Source organism: Roseateles sp. (genome assembly GCF_039595295.1).
Lineage (GTDB): Bacteria > Pseudomonadota > Gammaproteobacteria > Burkholderiales > Burkholderiaceae_C > Roseateles.
On the sequence record NZ_JBCNLU010000018.1, the window covers coordinates 89,623 to 106,902 of the forward strand.

Annotated in this window: 13 protein-coding genes; 1 reads left to right on the plus strand and 12 read right to left on the minus strand. The window is 67.4% G+C overall.

Going from position 1 to position 17,280, the window contains the following annotated elements:
* From ABDW59_RS14805 to tadA, 12 genes are all read right to left on the minus strand, one after another.
* On the minus strand, positions 1–1,251 hold the full coding sequence (locus ABDW59_RS14805; RefSeq protein WP_343630599.1) for a hypothetical protein: 1,251 nt from the start codon (positions 1,249–1,251) through the stop codon (positions 1–3).
* Positions 1,252–1,336: 85 nt separating this feature from the next.
* A complete protein-coding gene (locus ABDW59_RS14810; RefSeq protein ID WP_343630600.1) occupies positions 1,337–1,768 on the minus strand; it encodes a biopolymer transporter ExbD in 432 nt (143 codons plus the stop codon).
* Between the two features lie 12 nt (positions 1,769–1,780).
* Positions 1,781–2,209 carry a biopolymer transporter ExbD gene (locus ABDW59_RS14815; RefSeq protein WP_343630601.1) on the minus strand — a complete coding sequence of 143 codons (429 nt, stop codon included), beginning with the start codon at positions 2,207–2,209 and terminating at the stop codon, positions 1,781–1,783.
* A 24-nt stretch (positions 2,210–2,233) separates the two neighbouring features.
* Positions 2,234–3,085 (minus strand): MotA/TolQ/ExbB proton channel family protein, encoded by an 852-nt coding sequence (locus tag ABDW59_RS14820; RefSeq protein WP_343630602.1) that lies wholly within the window; start codon positions 3,083–3,085, stop codon positions 2,234–2,236.
* Positions 3,086–3,185: 100 nt separating this feature from the next.
* A complete protein-coding gene (locus ABDW59_RS14825) occupies positions 3,186–3,830 on the minus strand; it encodes a hypothetical protein (protein ID WP_343630603.1) in 645 nt (214 codons plus the stop codon).
* A gap of 656 nt (positions 3,831–4,486) precedes the next feature.
* Complete coding sequence (locus ABDW59_RS14830) at positions 4,487–7,240, minus strand: TonB-dependent receptor (RefSeq protein WP_343630604.1); 2,754 nt, start codon at positions 7,238–7,240, stop codon at positions 4,487–4,489.
* A 474-nt stretch (positions 7,241–7,714) separates the two neighbouring features.
* Positions 7,715–9,616, minus strand: a complete 1,902-nt coding sequence (locus tag ABDW59_RS14835) for a dipeptide ABC transporter ATP-binding protein (protein ID WP_343630605.1) — start codon at positions 9,614–9,616, stop codon at positions 7,715–7,717.
* 13 nt (positions 9,617–9,629) lie between these two features.
* On the minus strand, positions 9,630–11,093 hold the full coding sequence (locus tag ABDW59_RS14840; protein ID WP_343630606.1) for an ABC transporter permease: 1,464 nt from the start codon (positions 11,091–11,093) through the stop codon (positions 9,630–9,632).
* A 35-nt stretch (positions 11,094–11,128) separates the two neighbouring features.
* Positions 11,129–12,112: an ABC transporter permease gene (locus ABDW59_RS14845; RefSeq protein WP_343630607.1), complete on the minus strand. Its 984-nt coding sequence runs from the start codon at positions 12,110–12,112 to the stop codon at positions 11,129–11,131.
* Complete coding sequence (locus ABDW59_RS14850) at positions 12,112–14,445, minus strand: ABC transporter substrate-binding protein (protein ID WP_343630608.1); 2,334 nt, start codon at positions 14,443–14,445, stop codon at positions 12,112–12,114. Before ABDW59_RS14850 ends, ABDW59_RS14845 begins: the two co-directional genes overlap by 1 nt.
* Before the next feature lie 150 nt (positions 14,446–14,595).
* Entirely contained in the window at positions 14,596–15,711 is a 1,116-nt protein-coding gene (locus tag ABDW59_RS14855) for an LD-carboxypeptidase (RefSeq protein ID WP_343630609.1), read from the minus strand.
* Complete coding sequence (tadA, locus tag ABDW59_RS14860) at positions 15,708–16,328, minus strand: tRNA adenosine(34) deaminase TadA (protein WP_343630617.1); 621 nt, start codon at positions 16,326–16,328, stop codon at positions 15,708–15,710. Before tadA ends, ABDW59_RS14855 begins: the two co-directional genes overlap by 4 nt.
* Before the next feature lie 151 nt (positions 16,329–16,479).
* Between tadA and ABDW59_RS14865 the strand changes: the two genes are divergently transcribed.
* A partial coding sequence (locus ABDW59_RS14865) for a DUF72 domain-containing protein (RefSeq protein WP_343630610.1) occupies positions 16,480–17,280 on the plus strand: 801 nt, incomplete at its 3' end.

Sequence of the window (17,280 nt, forward strand, 5' to 3'; positions counted from 1 at the left end):
TCAGTTCTTCGCGCTGCGCGCGTAGACCGACCACAGGCCGGCGAGATCCGCCGAGCCGTCCGTGCCCTTGACGGTGCGCCACGTGGCTTGCGCCTTGGCCTTGTCGCCGCCCAGGAACTGGGCCAGGCCCAGGTAGAGCTTGGCGTCGTCCGGACGCTTCAGGTTGCCCTTGGCGATGCCTTCCTCGATCAGCTTGATGCCGGCGGCGGCCTGGCCGCGCTGCACTTGCGCGAAGCCGACCTTCACCAGCTCGTCGCCTTCACGGGCGCCGCGAGCGGCCGTTTCGGCGGCAGCGGCGCCAGCTTTGGCTTCGGCGATGCGCTTGTCCAGCAGATCAGCCAGGCGCTTGGGACGGGCGTTGTCGTCGGTGGGCTTGAGCGCGCCGACGGCGAAGGCCTTGTCCAGCACCTTCTTGCCTTCATCCGGATAGCCGGCGGCGCCGGCCAGCTGGGCCAGCTCCATGAAGTCGTTGCCATCCTTCATGTTGTCGGTGGCCAGCTTCAGACGCAGCACGTCGACCTGATAGCGGCCGGCGGCGAAGCCCTTCTTGCTCTGCAGCGTGCCCAGCGACTGCGCCCACAGCTGCTTGGTGGGGTAGTAATTGAGCAGCTTCTGGATCAGGACCGACTCGGTCGCGCCGTCACCCTTCTTGTTGGCGGCCCACAGCGCGGTGTTCAGCTTGTCCTGCGAGGGCGTGCGACCGGCCTTCTCGTCGGCCGAGATGTCGGCCAGCGTGTCCTTCAGGATCGTGGTCACGTCACCCGAGCGCAGCTGGGCGGCGGCCTGGATCTGCTTGATCGCCGGGCTGTTGCCACCCGCGGCGGTGTACTTGTTGACCCATTCCAGCGCCTTGGCGCCGTTGCCCGCGCGCAGGTAGGTGCCGGCGATGGCTTCCATCGTGGGCAGCTTGTTGGCCGCGGGCAGCTTGCCGGCGGCGGTCAGCGCGTCATAGGCCTTGACCATGCCGTCGGCATCGCCCAGGCGCGAGGCGGCGGACAGGCGCAGGCCTTCCAGCGTCGCGTTCTCGTCGGCGTTGCGGCCGGGGATGGCCTCGGCTTCGCGGATCTTGCCCATGGCTTCCTGCGCCTTGCCCGCCTTGAGCAGGTCGGACGCAGCCTTCAGGGCGCCGCCGACTTGCGGACGCACTTGCGCGGCGGCTTGGGACAGGACGCTCAGGCTGCCCGAGGGGCCCTGACCCAGGACCAGGGCCGCGGCGCCCACGGCGGCGGTTGCCAGCAGTTTGAGTTTCATCGATTGCTCTCCTACGAAAGAAAAAAACGCGCCGCCCTCGCGGGCAGCGCGTTTCGTGCAGACATCGTCAGACGGACATCCGGTCTCAGTTCAGGAACTGCTCGTTCCCGACCATCGCCATCTTCTTGACGCCCAGACGCTGCGCCGACGCCATCACGTTGGCGACATACGCATACTCGGCCAGCTTGTTCGGCTTGATGTGCACTTCCGGTTGATCCGGCGTCGCCACCACTTCCGCCAGCTTGGACTCGAGCGCCGCATGATTCGGCACGGCCGAGCCGTCCCAGAACACCGTGCCGTCGAAGTCGATCGCGACTTCGTGAACAACCGGCTCCTGCGGAGGCGGATTGTTGTTGGGCGGCGGCATGTCCAGGTTGACCGAGTGCAGCTGGATCGGGATGGTGATGATCAGCATCACCAGCAGCACCAGCATCACGTCGATCAGCGGCGTCGTGTTGACGTCCAGCATGGTTTCGGGATCGTCACCACCGCTGGAGCTTCCAACATTCATACCCATTGTTCAGCTCCTTCAGCCACCACGAGCCGGGGGCTCGGTGACGAACTTGATGGACATGATGCCCGCGCGCTGGCACGCGACCATCACCTTGCCCACGTTCTCGTAGCGCGTCTTTTCATCGCCACGGATGTGAACTTCCGGCTGAGGATTCAGAACCGCCACCTTCTTCAGACGTGCCACCAGCGTTTCCGTGTCCGGAACCAGCTGCACGCCCCAGTAGATGTCGCCATCCTTGGTCACCGCGATTTCAATGTTTTCCGGCTTCGTGACGCGGATGACATTCGTCTCCTTCGGCAGGGTCACCCCCACCGACTGCGTCACCACCGGAACGGTGATCAGGAAGATGATCAAGAGCACCAGCATCACGTCCACGAGGGGCGTGGTGTTGATGGTCGAGACCACTTCATCGTCGCCACCGGACGAACCTACGTTCATCCCCATATTGGCTTCTCCGGGAAGGGTGGATTAGCGGCCCGCGACCTTGCGGCTGCCCATCAGGACACCGTGCAGGTCAGCGGCGAAGGCACGGACTTGGCCCATGACCGACTTGTTGCGGTTGACCAGCCAGTTGTAGCCCAGCACGGCCGGAACGGCCACGCCCAGACCGATGGCGGTCATGATCAGCGCGGCGCCCACGGGGCCGGCGACCTTGTCGATCGAGGCTTGACCGGCGACGCCGATCTGGGTCAGCGCTTGCAGAATGCCCCACACGGTACCGAACAGGCCGATGAAGGGAGAGGTCGAGCCGACGGTGGCCAGGAAGCCCAGGCCGCCTTGCAGGCGCGAGTTCACTTCGCCGACGGCGCGGTCGATGTTCATCGTGACCCAGGTGTTGTGGTCGATGTTCTCGGTCAGCGCACCTTCGTGGTGGTCCGAGGCTTCCACGCCGGTCTGGGCGATGTAGCGGAACGCGCCGGTTTCGCTCAGGCCCTTGATGCCTTCGGCCAGCGACGCCTTCTTGAAGAAGGTGGCGCGGACGTCCTTGGCTTCACGAGCGATCTTGGAGGTGTCCCACAGCTTCGTGAAGAGGATGTACCAGGAGCCCAGCGACATCACGAACAGGATCGCCAGGACGATCTGGTCGACGATGTTGCCGTGAGCAACGATGTTGCCCAGGCTGTAGGGGTTGTCCACCGGCTTGGCGGGAGCGTCGGCAACAGCGGCAGGAGCGATGTCGGCAGCGGGAGCGGCAGTCGTGTCGGCGGCGGAGGCGGCGGCCGAGGCGGCCTGGTCTTGCGCTTGGGCGGCCAGCGGGGAGACGGCCAGGGTCGCGGCGCAGGCGATGGCCGCGAACAAGGCAGACAGACGAGAGATCATGGAGTTAGCTCCTACGCAAAAAGTCTTGAACTCAGGTTGAGGGGTCGGGGCCCGGAGGTGGCCCCTTCATTCGGTCGATCGGATCGGAGCGATCCGCCGATCATTCCATGTTGAACACGAATTCCTGTTCCAGGATCGCGTCGCCAGGGCATTCGTACGTCTCGGCCAGCGCGGAGGTGATCGCGTTCTTCAGAGCGCGGTCCGCCTTGCGGTCGTTGGCGCCGCGCAGCGTCGCCAGCGAGATCTCGGTGATCTTGCCCGCCTTGACGGTGAACGTGGCCTTGTAGCTCGCGCTGCCGCTCCAGTTGAGGGCCGGCATCTCCGGCTTGCCCATCTTGGTGCAGCTGCCGATCGCCGAACGGACCTTGTTGGCCGGAGGGGCCGGAGGTGCCGGAGCGGCGGGCGGCGGCGCGGGACGGAATTCCTGGGCCGGCGGCGGCGTGTTCGACTGCACCGCGACCGCTGGGGTCGGGGGCGGCGGTGCCGTCACGACCACTTCGGGCGGAGGAACGAACGGGGGCGGCGGCGCCTTGATGTCCGGCGGAGGAGGAATGACCTTCTCCGGCGGCGGCGGCGGCTTGACCTTTTCCTCGACGACCTTGACGTCGATCGGCCCCTTGACGGCTTCCTTGATCTTCGTCGCCAGGCCGCTGGCCAGGGCGCCGATGATCAGGACGTGGACCAGCACGACGAGGCCAAGACCCGTCAGGCGCGACGACCCGCCTTTATCCTGCGCAAAGTTCATGCGCGCTCCTTCATCAAACTGCGAATTTCTTTCATCGAGACTACAAGGGGAGTTCGACTCGACACAGCGTGGGGTCTGTTCAGGCGTTCTCGCCGCAACCTGGGGTCAGCAGCGCCTGTCTTGCCGGCTGTGCGAGCGGCCAGCCAAGCGGACGCCGAGCCGCCGAAGCGTCAGGGACCGCCGACCTGCCGAATGCAGGGATGGGACACACGAAGACTCGAAAACCCAGGGCACGATACGAACCCGACTCAACAAAAATGCCCGTCGACTTGTGGCCGCGGGCGTCTCAAGGATCGGTCAAATTTCTGTAGCAAAACTACAGGATTGACCACCTTTCGCGACGCTGATCATAAACGACTTGGCAGAACCGCAAGTCATGGGGTTTGCCCCAGCATGCGACCCTCGCCCAGCATCTTGATCACCCGATGTAACTCGCCAGGACCTGCTCTACACGCCCACGGTCCGGCTGTGGGCTCGCTTGAATAGGTGTCCTGGTATCTTACTGGTATTGGACACAGCGCTCCCCCGCCCCACCCTAGAGGTAACCCTTAAGGTGCACCACCGCGGGGCGGATCGCGTCCGAAAACGAAAGTCCGCCCCTTGGAAGCTGAAAGACCGCCCGAAGGCGGTCTTGTGGGAGCAAGCAGCGTGCCCGATCAGAAGAACTTGTAGTTCACGCGGCCATAGAACTGGCGGCCGATCGGGTTGGTGTAGGTCGCGTCGTAGCCCACCTGGAAGTTCAGGCTGTTGCGGGACGACGGCGGCTCCTTGTCGAACAGGTTCTTGATGCCGAAGGTGAAGGTCAGCGCCTTCGTCGGCGACAGCGACGCCTGTCCGTCCCAGGTCGAGTAGTTGCCGACCTTGCGCACCAGCGGGTAATCGGCACCGACCGCGGTCGGGTCGGTGTAATCCTCATAGCCCTTGGTGAAGTTGTTGGTCAGCGAGACGTCCCAGAAGCTGCGCTTCCACATGAACGTCACCGCATGGCGCCAGCGCGGCACCGCGCCGAAGTCCTTGAACTTGCCCAGGTCCGAGGTTTTGGGCACGCCGATGTACTGGTAGCCGTGCGTCAGCAGCAGCATGCCGTCGAACTGGGCGCCGAAGGTGCCCCATTCGCCCGCCTTCAGACGGTACTGCGCGCTGAAGTCCAGGCCCGACGCGTAGGTCTTGCCGGTGTTCTCCTGCGGCAGGTAGACGTAGGCGATCGGGAAGTCCTTGTTCTGACTGCCGGCGATCGGATTCTTCATGTCCGGATCGTTCACCGGGTCGTAGCGGTAGATGTACTGGCTGTAGGCGCTGGGATTGCTCAACACCTGGATCTCGGACTTGGCGACGATCGGGTCCTTGATGTCCACGTTCCAGTAGTCGATGGAGGTGGTCAGGTCCTGGATCGGCGAGAAGGCGATGCCCAGCGAGAACTGTTTGGACTTCTCCGGCTTCAGGTTGCGGTCGCCGGAGGTGGCGGAATCCAGCTGGACCTCGCATTCGTCCTTGTACAGGCCGACCGGGTTGGAGGTCTGAGCATCGGTCAGGGGAACGCCACCCGGGCAGCGGATCGGGTCGCTCCAGTTGGCCGAGGTGTTGTTGCCCGTGGTGAACGGGCGCAGGTTTTCGTACAGCGTCGGCGCGCGATAGCCCTTGGCCACCGAGCCGCGCAGCACCAGGTCCTTGCTCACTTCATAGCGCAGCGTCGCCTTGGGGCTGAAGCTGGTGAAGCTCGTGCCGAAGTCGTTCTTGTACTTGTCATAGCGACCGGCGAAGTTGGCTTCCAGGTTCTTGAGGATCGGCACCACCAGTTCGCCGAACACGCCGAAGACCTTGCGGCCGCTGCTCACGCTGGGCACCGGGCCGTTGCCGCCGACCACGTCACCCGAGGCCAGCACCGGCTCGGAGAACTGGTCCAGCTTTTCCTTGCGGAAGTTGGTCCCCAGCGCGAGGCCGACCGCGCCGGCCGACAGCTGATAGATCTCGCGCGAGACGCGGAAGTCGACTTCGGTCGAGGTGGAGGAGGCTTCCTGCTGACGGCCGGTCAGTTGCGCGCTGTCCAGAGCGGCCTTGCTGGTGGCGTCCTGCGGTCCGAAGATGTTGATCGCGCCGGCGTTCATCAGCGGCGTCAGCTTCGCATAGCTGTACTGGCCCGGGCCGAAGAAGATCTCGCCCTGGTTCTTCGAATACGTCACCGCGGTGTCGTAGTCCCAGCCGGCCACCGTACCCTTGGCGCCGATCAGCGCGCGGGTCATCTTGGTCTCGGTGATATCCGAGCGACCGCCACCTGCGACCGTCCGCCAGTTGCCGGTGATCGGACCGGTCGGGGTGACCTTGGTGCCGTCCGGCAGCGTGATCGAGGTCGGATAGAAGCGACCGTTCGCCGGGTAGGTCATGGGCACGGTGTACGGAGCCGGCGAATAGAAGGACTGGACGCGATCGCGGTTCTGCATGACCTCCGCGATGATCTGGTTGTCCTCATTGAGCTGGAACACGCCGCGAGCGGTGCCGTTCACGCGCCACTGCTCGGGGATCAGGTCGATGAAGCGCGCGTAGTCGGTGCCGCATTGGTTGGGGTTGGCGACGGGGACCAGCGCGAACTCTGGGGCGTTGCAACCGCCGAAGCGAAGCGGGTTCACACCGACGTACTTGTTGCCGTTGGTGTCGGTGAAGCTCAGGTTCGGAATGCCGTTGCGGGGCGAGGACTTGTTGATGCCCAGGTCCGGACGCACGGCGGTCTTGGCGAACTCGCGGTCGACGGCCTTCAGGGCGGTCACTTCCTCGCGGCTGGCCGAGACGATGACGTTGAAGCGATCCTTGGCCAGGTCGCCGAAGCCGGCCACGCCGGTGATGACCGACGAGTTGCCGCCCTTGCCATGGTCGCCCTTGTACTCGGCGTAATTCGCCTCGGCGCCCTGGTAATCCTTGCGCAGGATGAAGTTGATGACGCCCGCGACCGCGTCGGCGCCGTACAGCGAGGAGGCGCCGTCCCGCAGCACTTCCACGCGCTCGACCGCCGACAGCGGGATCGAGTTCAGGTCGACCGGGTTGTTGCCGAAGGCGAAGTTGGCGATGCGACGGCCGTTGAGCAGCACCAGCGTGTACTTGGAGCCCAGCGCCCGCAGGTTGGCGGTGGCCGCGCCGCCGGTGGCGCCGACGTTGTTGGACACCACGGTGCCGCCGAAGCTCGACGGCAGCAGGCCGATCAGGTCCTGGGCGGTGGTGGCGCCGGTGCGGGTGATTTCCTCGCGGGTGATGGTGGTCACCGGCAGGGCGGTTTCGGCCGCGGCGCGACGGATCGAGCTGCCGGTGATTTCCACCCGCTCGAGTTGTTGCGACCCAGCGGCCTCCTGTGCCTGAGCCGCGATCCCCGCAAGACCCAGCGCCGCCATCACGGCCGCGTTGAGCGTATTTCTTTTGAACATGTGTCGCACTCCTAGATGTGTTGGGACCGCCGCCGAGGGTGTTGGCGGTCGGTCTCCACCGGGTGAGCATCCGTCTCACGCCAGCGTGCGAGCGAGTGTCGGGGGGGGTACACCCGTTAACCTCCCCGTAATCTCCCTAAACAGGCCGGCAAACGGGGGTCGGAGGGCGGATTTCGCGGGAAAACACCAAGCGTGCGACAGCCGCTCGACGTTGCTGCGCAGCAACGGGCGACACTCGCCCTAACGGGTTGTAAACGGACGTTTCACGCTTCCCAGCGCCCAAATCGACCCGCGATTGACCGGATTTCGGACAACCGGAAGGAAGTCATGGGTCGTTTTCGCCCACGGCCTTCGTCACGCGTTACGACACGGATCGCACAGCAGTGCGCGACACGAAGCGCCGAAGCGCTTCGTGTCGTTCATGTAACGTTCAGGATTCCGCCTCGCCCCGGACAGGGCGAGGCGCTGCGGGGATCAGGCGGCGGTGCGCCGCTCCACGCGCGGGACGGCCGCGAGCAGGGTCCGGGTGTAGGCCTCACGCGGGCTTCCCAGCACCGCGTCACAGGCGCCGGCCTCGACGATGCGGCCCGACTGCATCACCGCGACCTCGTCGGCGATGTACTCGACGACGCCGATGTTGTGGGTGATGAAGAGGAAGGACAGTCCGCGGCTGCGCTGCAGCTCGCGCAGCAGGTTCAGGATCTGCGCCTGCACCGAGACGTCCAGGGCCGAGGTCGGCTCGTCGCAGACGATCAGACGCGGCTCGACCGCCAGAGCGCGGGCGATCGCGATGCGTTGACGCTGGCCACCGGAGAACTCGTGCGGGAAGCGGCCCAGCGCATCGCGGCGCAGCCCGACCTGGTCGACCAGCTCATGCAGCAGCGCCAGCCGCGCGGACGCATCGAGCTCCGGCCGGAGCGCGAGCAGCCCCTCCTCCAGCACCTCCTGCACCCGCAGCCGCGGGTTCAGCGACGCGAACGGATCCTGGAAGATGATCTGCACCTGCCGGCGCGCCTCGCGCAGGGCCTCGCCGTCGAGCGCGAACAGGTCGCGCGGCGCCCCGCCCTGCCCCGTCGCGGCATCCGTCGGCGGATGGAGCAAGGCCTGACCCTCGATGGTCGCCACGCGGCGCAGCAACTGGACGATGGCCTTGCCGGTCGTCGTTTTGCCGCAGCCGGACTCGCCCACCAGTGCCAGCGTGCGGCCGGACTCGATGGACCAGGACACTCCGCCCACCGCGTCGAACCAGCGCTTGGTGCCGCCCAGCAGCCCGCGCGCCAGCGGATAGCGGACCTTCAGATCCTTGACCTCCAACAGCAATGGCCGTTTGCCGTTCGCCTGGTCCGTCGACGACTTCGCTGTGGCGGCCGTCTCGGCCGGCCGTGCTGCAGGACGCATGAGCGCCTCGCGCGGATCGGTGTAGAGCAGGCAGCGCACCTCGTGGCCGGCCGGCCGGTCCTGCACCGCCGACAGCGACGGGCAGGTCGAGCCGCAATGGACCATGGCGCGGTCGCAGCGCGGCTCGAAGCGGCAGCCGTCGAAGTCCTGCCACAGCGGCGGCACGGTGCCGGGAATCGCAGCCAACGGCTCGCCGCGGCGCTCGGCGTCGGGCAGCGCGCGTAGCAGCAATCGCGCATACGGATGCTTGGGCGCGGCGAAGAAGTCCGCCGCGGGCGCGACCTCGACGATCTGGCCCGCATACATCAGCGCCACCTGGTGCGCCATGCCCGACACCACGCCCAGGTCGTGCGTGATCAGCAGCAGGCCCAGCCCGCGCTCGCGCTGCAAGTCCTTGAGCAGCTCCAGGATCTGCGCCTGGATGGTCACGTCCAGCGCGGTGGTCGGCTCGTCGGCGATCAGGAAATCGGGTTCGGCCGCCAGCGTCATCGCGATCATGATCCGCTGCTTCTGGCCGCCGGAGAGCCGGAACGGGTACTCGTCGATGCGGCGCTCGGGCTCGGGGATGCCGACCCGGCGCAGCCAGTCGACGGCCTTCTTCCGCGCCGCCTCGCCGCGCAGCGGCGTGTGGGCCTCGATCGCCTCGACGATCTGCGCGCCCACCTTCATCACCGGATTCAGGCTGGTGCCCGGCTCCTGGAAGATCATCCCGATGCGCCCGCCGCGCACGTCGCGCATGCGGGCCTCGCTCAGGTCGAACAGGTCCTGGCCGTCCAGGTCCAGGCGGCCGCCGGCGATGCGGCCGTTGTCGGGCAGCAGCCGCATCAGCGCCAGCGCCGTCATGCTCTTGCCGCAGCCGGACTCGCCCACCAGCGCGAAGGTCTGGCCTTGCGCCAGCGTCAGCCGCATGCCGTCGATGGCGCGCACCAGGCCGGCGTCGGCGTCCAGGTGCACCCGCAGGTCGTCGATCTTCAACATCTCGCGTCGTCCCTCAGGCCTGCGCGCCGCCGGCCTTGGCCGCGGCTTTCTTCTTCAAGGAGAGCACCTGCGGCCGCAGCTTGCGCGAGCGCGGATCGAAGGCATCGCGCACGCCGTCGGCGAACAGGTTGGCCGCCAGCACCAGGCTCACCATGAAGCCGAAGGCAGCGATGAAGCTCCACCACACCACCGGGTCGCGGCTCATCTCCGAGCGCGCCAGGTTGATCATCCCGCCGAAGCTGTTCATGCCCGGATCGACGCCCACGCCGACGTAGGTCAGCACCGCCTCGTACAGGATCAGATCGGAGAAATTCAGCACCAGCGAGATCAGCACCAGGTGCATCACGTTGGGCACGATGTGGCGGACCATGATCGTCGTGTCGCGCACGCCGAAGGCGGTGGCGGCCTGCACGAAATCGGCCTCGCGCAGCTTGAGCGTTTCGCCGCGCACCAGCCGGCACAGCGTGGCCCAGCCCGTGACGCCCAGGATGGCGCACAGCAGGAAGATCTTCAGGTCGGCCCGCTCGGCGCCGGTGGCGAAGGCCTCGGGGTGCTTGTCCAGGAAGACCTGCACCATCAGCACGCAGGCCGCGATCAGCAGCACATTGGGCACCGAGGTCAGCACCGTGTAGAAGTACTGGATGACTTCGTCCACCCATCCCTTCAGGTAGCCGGCCAGGATGCCCAGCACCAGCGCGAAGGGCAGCGTGGCCAGCGTGGACAGCGCGCCGATCACGAAGGCGGTGCGGATGCTCTTGAGCGCCTGATAGAGCACGTCGTTGCCGGTCTGGTCGGTGCCGAACACGTGATAGTGGCCCATCAGCGCGATGGCCGGACCGGCCAGCAGCGCCGCCACCGACAGCGTCGCCCAGGCGGCGCGCCACGGGTAGTGCGTGCGGTCGCCCAGCAGGTCGCGCAGGCCGCGGCGGAAGCCGCCGTGATGCGGCGCCAGGGTCGCCGCGATGGCGAGCGCCATCAGCACCGAGGCGAGCGCCCCGCCCGCCAGGCCCGCGAGCGCGCGGGCCGTGACGTCGCCCGCCCACTCGCGTTCGGGATCCTTCAGGTGCGCACCGCCGAAGGCCAGGCGGGGGAACTCGCGCACGATCTCCTTGCCGTGCGCGACGCTGTCCATGTTGAAGCCCTGGTAGGCGAGCGGCGCGGAGTAGCTGGTCTCGCGCATCTCGATCTGGCGCGCGAGCAGCAGGTCCAGCACGGACTCGGTGCGGGTCTCGTAGAACTGCTGACCGCTGGGGCTGTCGGCCAGCGCGCGGCGGAAGTGCAGGCTGTCCAGCGCGGTGATGCCCAGGAACAGCGCCAGCACCACGCCGGCGCTCAGCGCCGCGGGGTCGCGCGCCACGCGCTGCCAGTTGGCGCGCAGATGCGGACGGCGGACCAGCCGCACGATGTAGAGGACCAGCGCCGCGAACATCGCCCACAGCGCCGCGTCGGTCCAGAGGATGACGACCTTGAATCCCATGTCGAATCTCTATCCAGTGCTTCGCGCCGCGCGCGTCAGGTCAGCCGCACGCGCGGATCGACCCAGGTGTAGACCACGTCGATCAGCGCGTTGCTGGCGATGTACAGCACCGCCCCCAGGAACACCATGGTGCGCACGATGGCGAAGTCCTGGCCGGTGATCGCCTCGATGACGAAGGCGCCCAGGCCGGGGATGCCGAAGAAGCTCTCGAACACCAGGCTGCCCAGGAAGACGTAGGGCAGATAGGCGCCGGCGCTGGTGATGATGGGGATCAGCGCGTTGCGCAGCACATGGCGCATCAGCACCACGGGCTCGGACAGGCCCTTGGCCCGCGCCGTGCGCACGTAGTCCTTGCCGACCTCCTCCAGCAGCATCGCGCGGTACAGCCGCGCTTCTCCGCCCAGGCGCGACAGCAGCGACAGCACGATGGGCAGGGCCAGGAAGCGGATCGCGTCCAGGCCCGGCTCATAGCCGTTGATGGGCACCAGGCGCAGCACGCGCGAGAAGAAGTACTGGCCGACGATGATGTAGAAGAGGCTGGAGATGGACAGCATCAGCACGCACAGCACCACGCCCCAGAAGTCGATGCGCGAGTTGCGGAAGAAGGTGAGCAGCAGCGCGAAGGCCACGCTCACGATCAGCTGCAGCACGAAGATGGGCACCGCCAGCTGCAGGCTCACGCCCATGCGCTTCTTGATCTCGTGGCCGATGTCCACCGCCTGACGCGCGTCGGAGCGACCGAAGTTCAGCAGCATCAGCGAGACCGAGCGCTCCCAGAAGACGGTGTGGGTGACGCGGCTCGCGCCCTGCTGCGAGTCATCCCAGTACAGCGGCTTGTCGTAGCCGCGCTCGGCCTTCCACTTGTCGATCTGTTCCTGCGTCACCCGCTTGCCGCCGATGTTCAGCCGGGCCATGTCGTCCGGCGTGTTGACGGTGAAGAACAGGAAGAAGGTCAGCAGATTCACGCCGACCAGGATGGCCAGCCCGTAGGCCAGCCGTCGTGCGAGGTACTTGAGCATCAGTCGGCTCCTCGCGGAGCGGTCGAGGTCGACACGGGATCGAGCGGAGCGCTCGTGCCGCGCGCGGTGGCAGTCTCGCGCGCCTGGAAGCTGCGGCGCGTCATCCAGATGATGGCCACGCCGCCGACGACCAGCACCAGCAGCGGCCACCACACCGGGTGATTCCAATCGGATTGCAGCGTCGCGCGACGCGCCGGATCGATGCGGTAGAAGCGCACCGGATCGCGGATCACGATGCTGGGCTTGCCGTTGTGCACCCAGCTTTGATACGCCTGCCCGGTCCAGGCCCAGTAGCCGAAGGCCCAGGGCGCGTCCTGCTGCACGATCTCGACCATGCGGTCGATGACCTTCTGCTTCTCGGGGCCGTCGTCCAGCACCTGCACCTGCTTGAACAGCCGGTCGTACTCGAGGTTCTCGTAGTTGGCCGAGTTCTCGCCCTCATGCAGCGACTTGCTGTTGGGGCCGTAGAGCAGGAAGAGGAAGTTCTCCGCGTCCGGGTAGTCCGCGAACCAGCCCCACCAGAAGACCTGGTGCTTGCCCTGGCGCACCTTCTCCTGGAACTGGTTGTAGTCGGTGGCGCGCACGTCCAGTTGGATGCCCAGCTTGGCGAACTGCTTGACCAGCCAGTCGTTCTCCGCCTTCACCTCGGGCGTGACCGTGCGCATGAAGTCGTAGTTCAGCACCAGCGGCTGACCCGTCTTCGCGTCGCGGCCGTCGGGGTAGCCGGCCTCGGCCATCAGCTGCTTGGCATCGTCGAGCGAGCGCCGCTGGACCTGGCCGTCGACGATCTTGTGCGTGATCGGATTGAAGAAGCCGGGCTGCGCCTCGCGCGAGCCGAAGACGCCGGGCGGGACCGGGCCGAAGGCGGTCACGCCGCCGCGGTTCTTGAAGATGCGGCCGTAGCCCTCTTCCCAGTCGATCGCGATGGACAGGGCCTGGCGCAGCTTGCGATGGCGCGCCTCGTCCTCCGGTGTCTTGCCCTTGCCGATCACCGGGTCCAGCATGTTGAAGCCCAGGTACCAGTTGTTCGGGTCGGTCGAGCGCGGGAAGGCGAAGCCGCGCTGCTTGAAGAAGTCCTCGACCTCGCGCGAGTCGCTGGCATCGGCGTAGAACTCCACGCCCCAGTCGCCGCGCTCCAGATCGGGGATGTCCAGATAGCCTTGCTTGAACAGCTCCTTGCGGGGCACGCGCTCCTTCACCAGCGTCGCGACGATCTTGTCGATGAAGGGCATGGGCTTGCCGCAGTCGGCCAGCCGGCCGGCGGGGCCGTCGTCGGGCATGCCCTCGCAGGGATAGAGGTCGTCCTTGCGGTAGTTCGGGTTGCGCGACATCACATGGCGGCGGTCCTGCTGGTACTCCGTCATCATGTACGGGCCGGTGCCCACGGGCCACTGGTTCCAGGACAGGCCGTGCTCGGCCATGCCGGGCTGGGCGTAGAACAGATCCACTTCCCAGGGGATCGGCGCCAGGAAGGTCGTCGACATCCAGTAGGACCACTGCGGATACTTGCCCTTGATGCGGATGCGCAGCGTGTGCTTGTCCACCGCCTCGGCCCCGGCGAGCGGCCAGCGGCGGAAGTCCAGGAAGGGCTTGTCGGGCGAGCTCTCCGGCAGGCCCTTGAGCAGCTTGGCGTTCTCGGCGCGGATCAGCTCCCCGTATTCCTTGAGCCCCACGACGTGCTCGGAGAACAGACCGTAGATGGGCGCCTCGATGCGCGTGGTGGCGTGGCGCTTGATGGCGTAGACGAAGTCCTCCGCCTCCAGCTCACGCGTGCCCTGCTGCGCGAACTGCCATGGCGAGCGCTTGTCGCCGAGGTCCTTGGCGCTGAGGTGGTGATAGAGATAGTGCCCCTGCGCATCCTTGGCGAAGGCGGGGCTGGGTGCGTACTTGATGCCGGGCCGGATGGGCACGTCGTAGACGCTTTGCGCGATCTTCTCGACGGGCGCGTCGTCGGGCAGGCGCTGCCCGGCGGCGTCCAGGTAATAGGGCTTGATCACGTGATCCGCGGCGCGCGGGATCAGCTCGTAGGGCCGCTTCAGATAGTGGTAGCCGTAGGGCGGCTCCATGATCTGGTAGGTATAGACCGACTCGGGCGAGGTGTAGGAGGCGGTCGGATCGAGATACCGAGGGGAGCGCTCGTCGAAGGACAGGTACAGCGTGTTGTCCTTGGCCGATCCGGCCGGATACGGGCTGTTGTTGCAGGCCGCGAGCAGCACCGCGGCCGCGCCCGCCGCCAGCAGGGCCAGCCCCCGCGTCAGGGCTCCCGCCCCTTGCGCCAGTTGGCCTCGCCAACCCTGCGCGTCACGCGACGCGCTCCACAGCCCCGACGACATCGTCATCCTTCCAAAAACAAAGCCGCATCGTGCGGATGCGGCGTTGCCAGATCATTGCCAGGGCCCTGCCCTCATGGGGCGCGGCTGGCGCTGGGCCCGGATCATAGCGGCGGTGTCGCGGACGATGTGCGCGTCCGCGTCAGGATCGCGTCAAGAGCGACGGCGCTTGCCGGCGGCCTTCGCCGGCGCCGCTGCTTGCCCGTGATCGTGATCGTGATCGTGATCGTGATCGTGGTCGTGGTCGTGGTCGTGGTCGTGGTCATGCCCGTGCGCATGACCGTGGACGTGATCGTGCGAATGCTCGTCGTGCCCGTCATGGCCTTCATGACCGTGGTGGTCGTGATGATCATGGCCATGGCCGACGTGGCCCCAGGCGACGATCACGTCGCGGCCCTCGACCATCATCTCGGCCTTCGCGCCCACGGGCAGGCAGACCTTGGTCGGCACGTGGCCGAAGGGCAGCCCGGAGATCAACGGCACTTGCACGCGCGCGCGCAGCGCCTCGACCACGCTCTTCATCGAATAGCCGCGATCCAGCGGCGACTTCTTCCAGCCGCTGAAGCTGCCCAGCAGCACGGCCTTCTGCGCGTCCAGCACGCCGGCCTGCGCCAGCTGCAGCAGCATGCGCTCGACGCGATACGGGTGCTCGTTCACGTCCTCGAGGAAGAGGATGCCGCCTTTGATCTTCGGGAAGTGCGGCGTGCCCAGCAGCGAGCACAGCACCGTGAGATTGCCGCCCCACAGCGTGCCGCGCGCCTCGACGCCGTCCAGTCCCGGCTCGGTGCGGAAGCCCACGGCTTCCAGCGAGCCGTCCATCGCTTCGAGGAAGCAGTCGCGGGTGATCTCGTCCACGCCGCCATCGGTGTCGGCGCGGCCGAAGTCGTCGCAGGCGATCGGGCCGGCCCAGCTGGTCTGCTTGGTGTGGGCGAGCAGCGCGAGCTGCAAGGCCGTCACGTCGCTCAGGCCGACCCAGCGGGTGCCGCGCTCGACGCTGCGCGCGATGCGCGTCCAGTCGATGCGGTCGAGCAGGCGCGTCAGGCCGTAGCCGCCGCGCGTGGCCAGCGCCACCGAGGGGGCGGCATCCGCGACGCGGTGCAGCGCGGCCAGGCGGGTGTCGTCGTCGCCGGCGAAACGCTGATGCTTGGCCAGCGCGGCCTCGTCGATGGCCACGTCGAAGCCGAGCGCGCCCAGCCGTTTGGCGGCGCGCTTGAGCGGCTGCGCCTGCGCCAGGACGCCGGAGGGGGTGTAGAGGATCAGGGAGCTCATGGCTTCGGATCGTCCCGCGAGGGATCGATGTTCAGGGTCAGGTATTGCGCCTCGCCGACGGGGATCTCGGGAAACTCCTGGACCTCGGGCAGCGCGGGCAGCAGGCCCAGGCCGTCGGTGGCGAGCGATGCATCAAGGCCGGCCTCGCTCGCGGCGCGGCGGCGCGCTTCGCGGGCTTGTCGCGCGGCCTCGCGGCGCTCGGCGAAGAACTCGCGCAGCAGCTTGGCGGAAGGCTCGGCCAGCACGCCGCCGCACAGCGCGGTGTGGTGGTTGAGCTGCTTCTGCGCGAACAGGTCCAGCACCGAGCCGGCCACGCCGGTCTTGGGATCCGGCGCGGCGAAGACCACGCGTTTGAGCCGCGCGTGCATCATCGCCATCGCGCACATGGCGCAGGGTTCCAGCGTCACGTAGAGCTCGCACTCGGGCAGCCGGTAGTTGCCCAGCAGCTGGGCGGCGTGGCGCAGGGCGACGATCTCGGCGTGGGCGGTGGGGTCGTGGGTGGTGATCGGGCGGTTGTAGCCGGTGGCGATCACCTGCCCGGCGCGCATGATCACAGCGCCCACCGGCACCTCGCCCACCAGCCAGGCGTTCTGCGCCTGGTCAAGGGCCAGCCGCATCGCGTATTCATCGGCGGGCGCGACCTCGGTGGGCGCGACGGACGCGATGGAGACGGAGGCGGGAGATGAAGCGGAAGAAGGGGAAGGAGACTCGATGGTCATGGCGGGGACTCGCGCGGCAGTGTAGCCGCCGCGGCTATGCTGCCGGCCCATGCATTCGGAGTCCGACGCCCATCAGAACGAGCTCTTCGGCGATCTGCCGGTCCCCGACGAGGCCTTGTCCACCGCCCCTGCACGGGTTCGGGCGAAGCGCGAGGCGAGCGGTGACGAGGCGCCCGAGCAGGTCCGCGCCTTCGACGATGCCGCCGGGGAGGCGGACAACCAGGACCTCGACGGCGCTGCCGATCCGGACTCGTCGCAGTCCGGCAAGGCGCACAAGCCACGTCGCGCCGGCATCCAGCCGCAGCCCGCCGAGGACGCGCTGCGGCTGCTGGCGCAGCGCTTGTCGCCGCGCATCTGGCTGGGCACCTCGTCCTGGAGCTATCCCGGCTGGCAAGGCAGCGTCTGGGAGGGCCGGCACGGCGAGTCCAATCTGGCCCGCAACGGCCTGAGCGCCTATGCGCGGCACCCGCTGCTGCGCGCGGTCAGCATCGATCGAGGCTTCTACCAGTCGCTGACCGCGAGCCAGTACGAGCGCTATGCGCAGCAGGTGCCGGAGGACTTCCGCTTCACGGTGAAGGCGCCCAGCCTCGTCACCGACGCGCAGGTCCGCAGCGAGGATGGGCGAGGCCGGCAGGCCAACACCGCCTTCCTGGATCCGCGGCTCGCGATCCGGGAGTTCATCGAGCCTGCGCTCGAAGGTCTGGGGTCACGTATCGGCGCCCTCGTCTTCCAGCTCAGCCCGCTGCCGCTGGCGATGCTGGACCGCATGCCCGAGCAGCTCGATCGGCTGCATGCGATGCTCGCCGCCCTGCCCTCGCTGCGCGATGCGGCGCCGGAGGCGGTGATCGCC